The organism is Cellulosimicrobium sp. EB106-03-01-XG111, from assembly GCF_058792115.1.
Window position 1 is genome coordinate 111,254 of sequence record NZ_JBYTEQ010000017.1, and the last position, 13,265, is coordinate 124,518.

The window sequence follows — 13,265 nt, forward strand, 5'->3', positions numbered from 1 at the left end:
GTCCCCGGGAGAAGCCCATGCCACGTCGTCGGTCGTCCGAGCGCGTCCGCAGGTCCGCCGCGGCAGCCGCCGCGTTCGTCCTCGTCGCCCTGACGGCGCTCGCGACGGGGACGCCCGCGACCGCGGACGTCCCCGTCCCCGGCGAGGGCGAGGCGGTCGTGACGGTGCGGGTCGGTGGCGACCGGGTCGCGACCCGGGAGGTCGCGCCGCTGCCGGGCGTCGTCCTCGGGCTGTACGCGGACGCGTCCGCGACCGAGCCCGTGGACCCGGGCTGGGGCCTGTGCACGGCGGACGCCGACGGTGACTGCTCCTTCGTCGTGCCCGACACGGGGGAGGGCGGCGCCAACGCGGGGGCCCGGTTCGTCGTCCGGCAGGTGTCGGCACCCGACGGCTGGTACACCAACCCGACCCTGCGGACGGGGGCGGGGAGCGGGTCGGGATCCGTCGCGCGGCCGTACGAGTTCCTCACGCCGCCGCTCGCGGCGGGACAGACGGTCAGCTCGCTCGCCGCGACGCCGACGTTCATGTTCGGGAGCGCGGGCAGCGGCCGACCCGAGACCGACTCGGAGGGCGTGTGGCAGCAGTCCCGCACGAACCCCGCCCTCGCCGCGCAGTGCGGGGTCGACGTCGCGCTCGTCCTCGACCTCTCGGCGTCCCTCGGGAGCCAGGTGACGAACCTCAAGGCCGCGACCGACTCGATCGCCGACGCGCTCGTCGGGACCCCGTCGCGCATGGCGGTCTTCTCGTTCGACGGGACGTCGCCCGCGACGAACGGCGCGAACTTCCCGGCGCTCGTCCCCGTGTCGACGCAGCCGGGCGCGGACGCGTTCAAGGCCCAGTACGCGGGGTGGGCGACGGGGTCCGGGACCAACTGGGACCAGGCCCTGTGGTCCGTCGCGCAGGCCGCGCCGGACTACCAGGTCGTCGTCCTGCTCACCGACGGCAACCCGACGCGGTTCAGCGCCGACCCGCTGCTCGGCAGCGGTGGTACCACGCACTTCCGGGACGTCGAGAACGGGATCTACTCCGCCGACGCCGTCAAGGCACGGGGGTCCCGGCTCCTCGCGCTCGGGGTCGGGAGCGGCATCGACGACGTGACGCGCCTGAACCTGCGGGCGCTCTCCGGTGAGACGTTCTACGAGGGCGGCGACCCGCAGTCGGCCGACTACTTCGACCTCGCCGACTTCGAGTCCGCGGGGTCCGCGCTCCGGGACGTGCTCCTCTCGGGCTGCGCGTCGCGGCTGACCGTGACGAAGGAGCTCGTCCCCGCGGAGAACCTCGGCGAGGACGTCACGGGCGCGGTGCCCGCAGGACCGGGGTGGGGGATCTCGGCCGGCACGGCGACGGCCGGGGTCACGGTCACGCCGCCGACGCAGACGACGCCCGACGACGGGACCGGCAGCGTCGTGTTCGACGTCGACTACGGGGCGGAGCCGCAGCCCGCGTCGCTCACCGTCGCGGAGACGCAGCAGGACGGCTACGACCTCGTCACCGCCGCCGGCGCGAACGCCGTGTGCGTCGACAAGCTCGCGCAGGACGCGCCGGTCGCGGTCGAGAGCTCCGGGGCCACCGGCTTCACGGTCGACCTCCCGCCGTCGGGGTTCGTGAGCTGCACGATCCGCAACCGGCCGCAGTCCGCGGTCGTCGTCGACAAGACGTGGGTCGTGCGCGGCGAGGTCTACGCCGAGGGCGAGCAGCCGGACGGCCTGGAGGCCGCGCTCACGCTCACCGGGCCCGACGGAGCCGGGCCGAGCGCCCAGCCGTGGGGCACCGAGCGGGGAGGGTACGCGGGCGCGCAAGAGGTCGTCGTGGACGAGACGACGACCCTCCCCGCGGGCTGCGTCCTCACCGGTGCGCGCGTGACGTCCGTCGACGGGGAGGTCGTCGACGAGGCGCTGCCCTTCACGACGACGGCGGGGTCGCCGACGCGGGAGGTCGGCGTGACGAACGAGGTCGTGTGCCCGCCGATGCTCACGCTGGTCAAGGAGGTCGTCAACGACGACGGCGGCACCTCCGCGCCCGCGGACTGGACGCTCACCGCGTCCGGGTCGCCCGAGACCGGCGACCTCGTCGTCACCGGGGCGTCGGGGAGCGACGACGTCACGGCGGTGCCCGTCGAGGAGGGGGCGTACGCGCTGGCCGAGGACGGGCCCGTCGGCTACACCGCGCTCGGGTGGGAGTGCGTCGACGGGGAGGGCGCGGCGCTCGCCGTCGAGGACGACGTCGTCGATATCGGGCCCGACGACGCCGTGACGTGCACCGTGACCAACGACGACGACCCCGCGCCCACGACGCCGGCGCCCGAGCCCTCCGAGCCGGGAGCCACGGCCGCGCCCGGCCCCGGTGGCGGCGGCCCGCTCGCGACGACCGGCGCGAGCGTCGCGCTGCTCACGGTGCTGGCCGGCCTGGCGGTGGCCGTCGGCACGGGGACGGTCCTGCTGGTGCGGCGTCGTCGCTCGGCCGGCGCCGAGGGCTGACGACCGCGACCCGGGTGGCGGTCGGGGGCTGCCCGGTCGCGGCCCGGGCGCTCAGCTCCGCGCGAGCTCGACCGCCTCGCCGAGGTGCCGTGCCGGGTGGATGGTCATGCCCTCGACGGGGCGCGGGAACGACCCCCGCGGCACGACGGCGCGCGTGAAGCCGAGGCGCGCGGCCTCGGCCAGCCTGCGGTCGAGGCCGGCGACCGGGCGGATGTCTCCGGCGAGGCCGACCTCGCCGAACGCGACGGTGCCCTGCGGGAGGGCCTCGTCCTCCCGCGCGGACAGGACGGCGAGCGCGATCGAGAGGTCCGCGGCCGGCTCGGTCACCTTCGCGCCGCCCACGGTCGACGCGTAGACGTCCTGGTCGACGAGCCGCACGCCCGCGTGGCGGTGCATGACGGCGAGGATCATCGCGAGGCGGCTCGAGTCGACGCCGCTCGTGGTGCGGCGCGGGTTCGTCAGCGAGCTCGGCACGACGAGCGACTGGATCTCGAGCGCGAGCGGGCGGCGGCCCTCGAGCGTCACGGTGACGCACGTGCCGGGCACGCCCGCACCGGTGTGGGAGAGGAAGAGGCCGCTCGGGTCGGCGAGCCCCACGATCCCGTTCTCGGTGAGGTCGAAGCAGCCGACCTCGTCGGTGGGCCCGTAGCGGTTCTTCACCGCGCGGACGAGGCGCAGGCGCGAGTGGCGGTCGCCCTCGAACTGGCACACGACGTCGACGAGGTGCTCGAGCGTGCGCGGGCCGGCGACCGAGCCGTCCTTCGTGACGTGCCCGACGAGGATCACGGGCAGGTCGCGGGCCTTCGCCGCGGCGATGAGCGACGCCGCGACCTCGCGCACCTGGCTCACGCCACCGGGCGCGCCCTCGACCTGCGCGGACGCGATGGTCTGCACCGAGTCGACGACCAGCAGGTCGGGCTCCGTGGCCTCGATGTGCCCGAGGACGGTCGCGAGGTCCGTCTCGGCCGCGAGCAGCAGCCCGGGCGCGAGGGCGCCGACGCGCTCGGCGCGCAGCCGCACCTGCCCGGCCGACTCCTCGCCCGTGACGTAGAGGACGCGTCGCGGGACCGGGGCGGGGCGCGCCGCCTCCGCGGGCGCGCGCTCTCCGGCGGGCCGGACCGTCGGCAGGTCGGAGCCGCCCGCGGCGACGTTGCTGGCCACGGCGAGCAGGAGCGTCGACTTCCCGACGCCCGGCTCCCCGGCGAGGAGCACGACGGCACCCGGGACGATGCCGCCGCCGAGCACGCGGTCGAACTCGGACACGCCGGTGGGCGTGGCGCGCGCGGCCTCGACGCTGATCTCGCCGATGGGGCGCGCGGGGGAGCGCGTGGGCGACACGGCCGTGGTGCGGGGGCCCGAGGCGGCCGGGGCGTCCTCCGTCACCGTGCCCCACTCCTGGCACTCGCCGCACCGGCCCACCCACTTCGCGGTGGTCCACCCGCACTCGCTGCAGCGGTAGGCGGGGCGGGCTCGCTTGGCGGCCGCGGAGCGGGCCGCGGTGGTCGACGACGTCACGCGCCCCAACCTAGCCAGCACCCCTGACACCGGCACGCCGCCGGCACGCCGCGACGAGCGGGCGCCGGCGCGGGATGCTGGGCCCATGCGCAAGCGCGGCCTCCCGCACGACAGCCCGTGGTGGACGCCGATCCTCACGGTGACCTCGACGGCCGCGTGCCTGACGGTCTACTACGGCGTGCCCCTGCCCGACGACGACGCGCCCGAGGTGGTCCAGCTCGTCTCCTTCGGCGTCGGGCTGGCGCTGCTGTGCGGGCTCCTCGTGGTCCAGGTGCGCCGCCAGCTCCGCGCGTGGGAGACGCCGAGCGTGCGGGTCCAGTCCGTCATGGGGCTGCTGCTGCCGGTCGTGACCTTCTTCGCCCTCGTCTACTACCTCCTCGCGGACCAGTTCGTGGGGATCGAGAACCGGACCGACGCGCTCTACTTCGCCGTCGTGACGCTCGGGACGGTCGGGTACGGCGACGTCCACCCCACGGGCGAGGCCGCGAAGATGGTGGCGATGGTCCAGATCGTGCTGGACCTCGTCGTCGTCGGCGTCCTGGTGTCGATCGCCACGTCGCGGGCGCGCGCCCGGGCGGAGCACCGCGAGCACGCGGTGCACGGCGAGAAGCGCGCTGACTGACGTCTTCCGCACGCGGCCCTCGGCGCGGTCCCCCGGAGCCACGACGACCGGGTGAACCGGTTCCCGCCGCACGACACCCCGCGTCACCGCGGGGGGCGGGGCGCGCGCGCGTCCTACGCTGGGCCGCGGGGCCCACGCCCCGGAGGATCGACGGCTCACGGGGAGCCACAGCACGGGAGGTGCGCGCGATGAGCCAGTCGACCGGCGGAGGCTCGGCAGGACGGTCGGGCACCCCGGCGCGCCCCGGGACGTCGTCCGGCGGCCCGGGTCCGACGGGTCCGCGTCGTCCCGCCGACGCGACGGGCGCGCGGGACCGGCGGCACTCCCGCCCCCCGTCGGCGGCGGTGTACCGGCGCCGACGGCTCGTCGTGCTGGTCGGCCTCCTGGTCGTCGTGGGCCTCGTGCTGGCGCTCCTCGCCTGGGTGTGGCCGGGGTTCGCCCGCCCGGACGCCGCGGCGGACCCCGAGCCGACGGTCACCGTCACCGCCGACCCGCCGACGCCGACGCTCGAGCCCGTCGCGCGCACCGGCACGACCGCGTTCGCGCAGGCGCTCCCGGACTCCGTGCTCGACCTCGTGCTCCGCAGCGACTCGGCGACGGACGCGTGGACCGCGGCGCGCGCCCTCGAGGCGTACCAGCTCGAGTACGCGGACGGCGAGGGCGACGACGCGACGCGGGTCACCGTCGTCGCCGGCCAGTGGCCGACGTCCGCGGAGGCGGAGGCCGCGGCGGACGACCTCGTCGCCGCGGCGGGCACCCCCACGGACGAGGGCGACGTCGAGGTCGCCGGGGAGGTCGCAGGCCGGTACGCCGTGACCGACGCGGGCGACGGCCGGGCCACCGTCACGTGGCGCAACGACACGGCCGTCCTCCAGGCGACGGGGCCCGCCGACGTCGTGGCCGACGTCTACGCCGCCTTCCCGCTCTGAGCCCCGGCGCCCCCGCGGCGGCCCGCACCCTCCGGGTGCGCAAGAATGCCCTTCACCGACTCCCGGGAGCTGATCGCCCATGACCGACCTGCCCGCCCCCTCCGCGCCCCGGCTCGCCGTCCTCGGCACGGGCGTCATGGGCGAGACCGTCCTCGCGGGTGCGCTCGCGTCGGGGTGGCGTCCCGAGGACGTCGTCGCGACGGTCCGCCGGCCCGAGCGCGCCGACGAGCTCGCCGCGCGACACGGCGTCCGGACGACGCGCGACAACGTCGAGGCCGTGCGCGGCGCCGGGGTCGTCGTCGTCGCCGTGAAGCCGAAGGACGTGGCCGCGCTGCTCGCCGAGGTCCGGGACGCGGTGGGCGAGGGGGCGGTCGTCGTGAGCGTCGTCGTCGGCCTCCCGACCGCCTTCTACGAGGAGCGGCTGCCCGCGGGCACCGCCGTCGTGCGGGTCATGCCGAACACGCCGTCCGTCGTGGGCGCCGGGGTGAGCGCCGTGAGCGGCGGCAGCGCCGCGGACGACGACGACGTCGCGCTCGTCGAGCGGCTGCTCGCCGCGACGGGCCTCGTCGTGCGCGTCGCGGAGAAGGACCAGGACGCCGTCGGCGCGCTCTCCGGCTCCGGGCCCGCCTACGTCTTCTACGTCATCGACGCGCTCGCCGAGGCGGGGGTGCTGCTCGGCCTCACGCGCGCGACGGCGCTCGAGCTCGCGACCGCGACCGTGCACGGCGCGGCCACGATGCTGCGCGAGACGGGCGAGCACCCGGCGATCGCGCGCGAGCGCGTCTCGTCGCCGGGCGGCACGACGGTCGCCGCCCTGCGCCGTCTCGACGCGGGCGGGGTGCGCGCGGCGTTCCTCGACGCGCTCGAGGCAGCGCGCGACCGCTCGGCCGAGCTCGCGGCGGTGCTCGCGGACGCCCCGGCGCCGCGCGCGGGGACCGAGGGGGCCGGGTCGTGAGCGACGGCCCGTCGCCCCGCACGCGCCCGCCCGCGATGTCGGACGTCGCGCGGCTCGCGGGCGTCTCGCACCAGACCGTGTCCCGCGTGCTCAACGACCACCCGAGCGTGCGGCCCGAGACCCGCGACCGCGTCCTCGACGCGATCGCGACGCTCGGCTACCGCCGCAACAGCGCGGCGCGCGCGCTCGTGACGATGCGCTCAGGCACGATCGGCGTGGTCACCACCGGCTCCGCGCTGTACGGGCCGACGTCGACCCTCATCGCGGTCGAGGAGGCCGCGCGCGAGCAGGGCTACTTCGTGAGCGTCGCGACGATCCGGCGCTACGACGCCGACACGATGCACCGCGTGCTCGAGCACTTCATGGACCAGGGCGTCGAGGGCATCGTCGTCATCGCGCCGCAGACGGACGTCGCGGCGGCGGTGGACTCGTTCCGTGCGCCCGTCCCCGTGATCATGATCGCCGCGCGCGACCTGCCCGCGGACGGCGAGGCGACCGACGTCGTGCGCCCCGGGACCGGGGCGCTCGGCGCGCCCGGGGCGATCCTCTCCATCGCCGTGGACCAGCGGCTCGGTGCCCGGGTCGCGACGGAGCACCTGCTCGGGCTCGGCCACCGCACGGCGCTCCACCTGTCGGGCCCGCTCGACTGGTTCGACGCGCGCGAGCGCGAGACGGGCTGGCGCGCCGCGCTCGAGGAGCACGGCGCCCCGGTGCCGGAGCCCGTGCGGGGCGACTGGTCGTCGGACCGCGGGTACGCCGTCGGGCGCGAGCTCGCGGCCGCGGTCCGCGCGGGCGACGGCCCGACGGCGGTGTTCGCGGGCAACGACCAGCTCGCGCTCGGCCTGCTGCGGGCGTTCTGGGAGCAGGGCGTGCGGGTGCCGGCGGACGTCTCGGTGGTCGGGTTCGACGACGTCGCGGGGGCGGGCCACTTCATCCCGCCGCTGACGACGGTGCGCCAGCCGTTCGGATCCTTGGGGCGCCGGTGCATGGGGATGATGATCGACGCGCTGGCGGGCGCCACGGTCCGCCCCGTCTCGATCCCGCCCGAGCTCATGGTGCGCGAGAGCACGGGCAGGCCGCGCGACTGACCGCGTGCCCCACCGGCGGGCGCGCGGAGGGGAGTTGGCCTCGCCGGTTGTGAGCGCTAACATTCGAGGGACACTCAACGACCGAGGCGCGACGCCGCGACGAGGAGAAGCAGCAATGGTGCAGCAGGACGAGGTCGGGCGCCGACGGGCGGCCGTCGTGGCGGGGGACACCGCGCTCGGGATCGAGCTCGGGTCGACGCGGATCAAGGCGTGCCTCGTGGACGGCGACGGCACGCCGCTCGCGAGCGGGAGCCACGCGTGGGAGAACCGGTTCGAGGACGGCACGTGGACGTACCCGCTCGACGCCGTCGAGACCGGGCTGCGCGAGTGCTACGCGCGCCTCGTGGCCGACGTCGAGGAGCGGTACGGCGTGCGTCCCACGACGTACGGGGCGCTCGGCGTCTCCGCGATGATGCACGGCTACCTCGCGTTCGACGCCGACGGCGAGCTGCTCGTCCCGTTCCGCACCTGGCGCAACACGTCGACCGGGCCGGCCGCGGCCGAGCTCACCGGGCTGCTCGGGTACAACGTCCCGCTGCGCTGGTCGGTCGCGCACTGGTACCAGGCGATCCTCGACGCCGAGCCCCACGCGGCGCGCGTCGCGTCGCTCACGACGCTCGCCGGGTACGTGCACCGGCGCCTCACGGGCCGTCACGTGCTCGGCGTCGGCGACGCGTCCGGCATGTTCCCGGTCGACCCGGCGACGCGCGACTACGACCACGCGCTCCTCGCGCTTGTCGACGAGCGCGCCGCGACGCACCGGGCCGGGCCGAAGCTCGCCGAGCTGCTGCCGGACGTCCTCGTCGCGGGCGAGGACGCCGGGCGCCTGACCGCCGAGGGCGCGGCCTGGCTCGACCCCACGGGGTCGCTGGAGCCCGGCGTCCTGCTGTGCCCGCCCGAGGGCGACGCGGGCACGGGCATGGTCGCGACGAACGCCGTCGCGCCGCGCACGGGCAACGTCAGCGCGGGCACGAGCATCTTCGCGATGGTCGTGCTCGAGGGCCCGCTCGCCGCCGTGCACCACGAGCTGGACCTCGTCACGACACCCGCGGGCGACCTCGTCGCGATGGTCCACTGCAACAACGGCGCGAGCGAGCTCGAGGCGTGGGCCGGCCTGCTCGGCGAGCTCGCCGCGGCCGTCGGCGGCACCGCGACCCCGGACGACGTCTTCGGCGCGCTGTTCCGCGCCGCGCTCGACGGCGAGGCCGACGGCGGCGGGCTGCTCGCGTACAACTACCTGGCCGGGGAGCCGATCACCGGGCTCGACGAGGGGCGTCCCCTCGTCGTCCGCACGCCCGGCAGCCGCCTGACGCTCGCCAACTTCGCGCGGACGCAGGTGTACGGCGCGTTCGGGACCCTCGCGCTCGGGATGCGCGTGCTCGCGGGCGAGGGCGTCCGGATCGACGGGATGCTCGCCCACGGCGGGATGTTCCGCACCGCGGGCGTCGCGCAACGGCTGCTCGCCGCCGCGATCGGCGCGCCGGTGAGCGTCGGGCGCACGGCGGGCGAGGGCGGTGCGTGGGGCATCGCGGTCCTCGCGGGCTACGCGCGCGACCGGGCGTCGTCGGGCGCCGCGTCCGGCCCGACGGACGGTGCCGCCGCCCTCGACCTCGGCGCGTACCTGCGCGAGCACGTCTTCGCGACGGCCGAGACGGTGACGGTCGAGCCCGACCCCGCGGACGTCGCCGGCTTCGCCGCGTACCTCGAGCGGTACGCGGCCGGCCTCGCCGTGGAACGCGCCGCGGTGACAGCGCTGCCCACCCGTACCGATGGAGAGGACCTCGCATGAGCACGCCCACCCCGTCCGCGGACGTGACGGCCGCGCGCCCCGCCGTCCCGGCGGTGCCCGCGCACCTGCGCGGCGCCGTCGACGCCGCCAAGGAGCGCGTCGCCGCGCTGCACGCCGAGCTGCCCCGCTGGGAGCTCGTGGTGTGGACGGCGGGCAACGTGTCCGAGCGCGTCCGGGACACCACGCGTCCCGACGGCGCGGGCGACCTGCTCGTCATCAAGCCGTCGGGCGTCGCGTACGACGACATCACCCCCGGCGCGATGGTCGTGTGCGACCTCGACGGGACCCTCGTCGAGGGCGACCGGTCGCCGTCGTCGGACACGGCGGCGCACGCGTACGTGTACCGCCACCTGCCCGAGGTGGGCGGGGTGGTGCACACGCACTCGACCTACGCGACGGCCTGGGCCGCGCGCGGCGAGCCGGTGCCGTGCGTCCTGACGATGATGGCCGACGAGTTCGGCGGCGACATCCCCGTGGGGCCGTTCGCGCTCATCGGGGACGACTCGATCGGGCGGGGCATCGTCGAGACGCTGCGCGAGTCCCGCAGCCCGGCGGTCCTCATGCGCAACCACGGGCCGTTCACCATCGGCACGGACGCGCGCGCGGCGGTCAAGGCGGCCGTCATGTGCGAGGAGGTCGCCCGCACCGTGCACGTCAGCCGCCAGCTCGGCGAGCCCACGCGCATCGCGCAGGACGACGTCGACGCGCTCTACGCGCGCTACCAGCACGTCTACGGGCAGCAGCCCGCGCGCTGACCGGCGGGCCGCCCCGACCCGGTCCTCCGGGCCCGGCGGCGCACCGGCACGACACGCAGCACGACCATCGGGACAGGACCGCAGCGGTGCGGCCCTCGCCCACGACACGAGAGATGGACCGACATGAGCAAGCCCTACGCGGACCGCGAGATCTGGTTCCTCACCGGCAGCCAGGACCTGTACGGAGAGGAGACGCTGCGGCAGGTCGCCGAGCAGTCGCAGGAGGTCGCGCGCGCCCTCGACGCGTCGCCGGACGTCCCGGCGACCGTCGTCTGGAAGCCCGTCCTCAAGGACGCCGGCGCGATCCGCCGCGCGATGCTCGACGCCAACGCCGACGACCGCGTGCTCGGCGTCGTGACGTGGATGCACACGTTCAGCCCCGCGAAGATGTGGATCGGCGGTCTCGACCAGCTCCGCAAGCCGCTCCTGCACCTGCACACGCAGGCGAACGTCGAGCTGCCGTGGGACACGATCGACTTCGACTTCATGAACCTCAACCAGGCCGCGCACGGCGACCGCGAGTACGCGTACGTCGCGACGCGGCTCGGGGTGGCGCGCACGACGGTCGTCGGGCACGTCTCGAACCCGGCCGTGACGGCGCGCGTCGGCTCGTGGGTGCGCGGCGCCGCCGGGTGGGCGGCGACGCACGAGCTGCGCCTCGCGCGCTTCGGCGACAACATGCGCAACGTCGCGGTGACCGAGGGCGACAAGACCGAGGCCGAGCTCCGGTTCGGTGTGAGCGTGAACACGTGGGGCGTGAACGACCTCGTGCGCGCGGTCGAGGAGGTCTCCGAGGCCGACGTCGACGCGCTCGTCGCGGAGTACGAGGACCTCTACGACGTGGTCCCCGAGCTGCGCAAGGACGGCGACCGGCACGCCTCGCTGCGGTACGCGGCCCGGCAGGAGATCGCGCTCGAGACGTTCCTCGAGTCCGTGGGCGCCAAGGCGTTCACGACGAACTTCGAGGACCTCGGCGACCTGCGCCAGCTCCCCGGCATCGCCGTGCAGCGCCTCATGGCCAAGGGCTACGGGTTCGGGGCCGAGGGCGACTGGAAGACGGCCGTGCTCGTGCGCGCCGCGAAGGTCATGGGCGCAGGGCTGCCCGGCGGCGCGTCGCTCATGGAGGACTACACCTACGACCTCACGCCCGGGAGCGAGAAGATCCTCGGCGCGCACATGCTCGAGATCTGCCCGTCGCTCACGACGTCGAAGCCCCGGGTCGAGATCCACCCGCTCGGCATCGGCGGCAAGGAGGACCCGGTCCGCATGGTGTTCGACGCCGACCCGGGCGTCGGCGTCGTCGTGTCCCTCGCGGACATGCGCGACCGCTTCCGGCTCACGGCGAACGTCGTGGACGTCGTCCCGCCGAGCGCGCCGCTGCCGCACCTGCCCGTGGCGCGCGCGGTGTGGGAGCCGCGGCCGGACTTCGCGACGTCCGCGGAGGCCTGGCTGACGGCGGGCGGCGCGCACCACACGGTGCTCTCCACGGCTGCGGGGATCGACGCGTTCGAGGTCTTCGCGGACATCGCGCGCACGGAGCTCCTGGTCATCGACGAGGGCACGACGCGTCGGGGCTTCCGCGACCAGGTGCGGTGGAACCAGGTCTACTACCGCCTCGCGCAGGGCCTCTGAGGCTCGGGGGAGCCGCCCGCGCGCGGTCCCGTCCCGGCCGACGGCCGTGACCGAACCGTGACGGGGCGGCGGCTTCCCCTGGAGCCGTGTGAGCGCTAACATCGTCTCTCGGGAGGGTGTGAGCGATCACATCCGCGGGCCCAGGGTCTCGCCCTTCGCCTCGCTCCGCACCACGGGCACGTCGCAGTGCCGAGCGGTGACCGAAACGGTTACCGAACGGTGATGTGGAACGCCGGGTGGGGGCTTGCGGGAGGGGCCCTGACACCGCTAGACATTGACACAAGCAAACATGTATCAACAAGAGTCAACAGTCCGATGAGGGGCTGGCACGACCCGACGGTCCTCGGCACGGCGCCGGGGTCGCATCTCAAGGAGGAGAGCATGTTCAGCACGACCAAGGCGCGCACGCGTCTGACGGGTGTCCTCGCCGGCGTGGCGGTCCTCGCGCTCGCGGCGTGCAGCAGCGGGGGCGGCAGCACGGACGGCAGCAGCAACGACGCGGGCGGCGACGGCGGCGGCGGCGACACGATCTCCGTCGGCTTCTCGCAGGTCGGCGCCGAGTCCGGCTGGCGCGCGGCGAACACCAAGTCCATCCAGGACACGCTCACGGCCGAGAACGGCTTCGACCTCAAGTTCTCCGACGCGCAGCAGAAGCAGGAGAACCAGATCCAGGCGATCCGCTCCTACATCGCGCAGGGCGTCGACGTCATCGCGTTCTCCCCGGTCGTCGAGTCCGGCTGGGACGCCGTGCTCGAGGAGGCCAAGCAGGCCGGCATCCCCGTGATCCTCACCGACCGCGCGGTCGACTCCGAGGACGACACCCTCTACGAGTCGTTCATCGGCTCCGACTTCGTCCTCGAGGGCGAGATGGCCGGTGACTGGGTCTCCGAGAACCTCGCGACCGAGCCCATCAACGTGGTCGAGCTCCAGGGCACCACGGGCGCCGCGCCCGCGATCGACCGCAAGACCGGCTTCGAGAACGCCACGGCGGACAACCCCAACGTGACGATCATCGACTCGCAGACCGGCAACTTCACGCGTGCCGAGGGCAAGACGGTCATGGAGGGCTTCCTCCAGGCGCACGACGACATCGACCTCGTCTACGCGCACAACGACGACATGGGCCTCGGCGCCATCGAGGCCATCGAGGCCGCCGGTCTCGTCCCGGGCGAGGACATCAAGATCGTCACCGTCGACGCGGTCAAGGACGGCATGCAGGCGCTCGCCGACGGCAAGATCAACTTCATCGTCGAGTGCAACCCGCTGCTCGGCCCGGACCTGGCCGACATCATCAAGAAGGTCGTCGCGGGCGAGGAGGTCGAGAAGCGCATCGTCGTCAAGGACGAGTCCTTCACGCAGGAGCAGGCGATCGAGGCGCTCCCGACGCGCGAGTACTGAGCGCACCGAGCGCGCCGAGCGGACCGCCCGGGACGACCCGGGCACCCGCTCCGCACCGCCCCGGGGGGGGGGGGGGGGGGGGGGGAGAACCCCCCCAAACACAAA

10 protein-coding genes are annotated in these 13,265 nt (G+C 75.2%); 9 read left to right on the forward strand and 1 reads right to left on the reverse strand.

Translation table 11 applies throughout. From position 1 onward, the window contains the following. Positions 1-17: 17 nt before the first annotated feature. The gene (locus AC3WT4_RS14300) at positions 18-2,477 is read left to right on the forward strand and encodes a hypothetical protein (protein WP_492315741.1); all 2,460 of its coding nucleotides are present in this window, start codon (positions 18-20) and stop codon (positions 2,475-2,477) included. A gap of 51 nt (positions 2,478-2,528) precedes the next feature. Here the strand turns inward: AC3WT4_RS14300 and AC3WT4_RS14305 are convergent, their stop codons facing one another. After that, entirely contained in the window at positions 2,529-3,992 is a 1,464-nt protein-coding gene (locus AC3WT4_RS14305; protein WP_034654931.1) for a DNA repair protein RadA, read from the reverse strand. An 85-nt stretch (positions 3,993-4,077) separates the two neighbouring features. Between AC3WT4_RS14305 and AC3WT4_RS14310 the strand changes: the two genes are divergently transcribed. The 8 genes from AC3WT4_RS14310 (at position 4,078) to AC3WT4_RS14345 (ending at position 13,160) form a co-directional block, all read left to right on the forward strand. Beyond that, the gene (locus AC3WT4_RS14310) at positions 4,078-4,614 is read left to right on the forward strand and encodes a potassium channel family protein (protein WP_108048294.1); all 537 of its coding nucleotides are present in this window, start codon (positions 4,078-4,080) and stop codon (positions 4,612-4,614) included. 188 nt (positions 4,615-4,802) lie between these two features. Beyond that, positions 4,803-5,543: a hypothetical protein gene (locus AC3WT4_RS14315; RefSeq protein ID WP_146177673.1), complete on the forward strand. Its 741-nt coding sequence runs from the start codon at positions 4,803-4,805 to the stop codon at positions 5,541-5,543. A gap of 79 nt (positions 5,544-5,622) precedes the next feature. Further along, positions 5,623-6,498, forward strand: a complete 876-nt coding sequence (proC, locus tag AC3WT4_RS14320) for a pyrroline-5-carboxylate reductase (RefSeq protein ID WP_492315742.1) — start codon at positions 5,623-5,625, stop codon at positions 6,496-6,498. Between the two features lie 35 nt (positions 6,499-6,533). Beyond that, entirely contained in the window at positions 6,534-7,586 is a 1,053-nt protein-coding gene (locus AC3WT4_RS14325; protein WP_492315747.1) for a LacI family DNA-binding transcriptional regulator, read from the forward strand. A gap of 115 nt (positions 7,587-7,701) precedes the next feature. Then, positions 7,702-9,375, forward strand: coding sequence for a xylulokinase (locus tag AC3WT4_RS14330; protein ID WP_492315743.1), 1,674 nt, complete (start codon positions 7,702-7,704; stop codon positions 9,373-9,375). After that, a complete protein-coding gene (locus AC3WT4_RS14335; RefSeq protein ID WP_492315744.1) occupies positions 9,372-10,130 on the forward strand; it encodes an L-ribulose-5-phosphate 4-epimerase in 759 nt (252 codons plus the stop codon). The genes AC3WT4_RS14330 and AC3WT4_RS14335 overlap by 4 nt, the downstream gene beginning before the upstream one ends. A 123-nt stretch (positions 10,131-10,253) precedes the next feature. Beyond that, positions 10,254-11,762 (forward strand): L-arabinose isomerase, encoded by a 1,509-nt coding sequence (araA, locus tag AC3WT4_RS14340; RefSeq protein WP_074808739.1) that lies wholly within the window; start codon positions 10,254-10,256, stop codon positions 11,760-11,762. Between the two features lie 381 nt (positions 11,763-12,143). Continuing rightward, the gene (locus AC3WT4_RS14345; RefSeq protein ID WP_074809333.1) at positions 12,144-13,160 is read left to right on the forward strand and encodes a substrate-binding domain-containing protein; all 1,017 of its coding nucleotides are present in this window, start codon (positions 12,144-12,146) and stop codon (positions 13,158-13,160) included. The last annotated feature ends 105 nt before the right edge of the window (positions 13,161-13,265 follow it).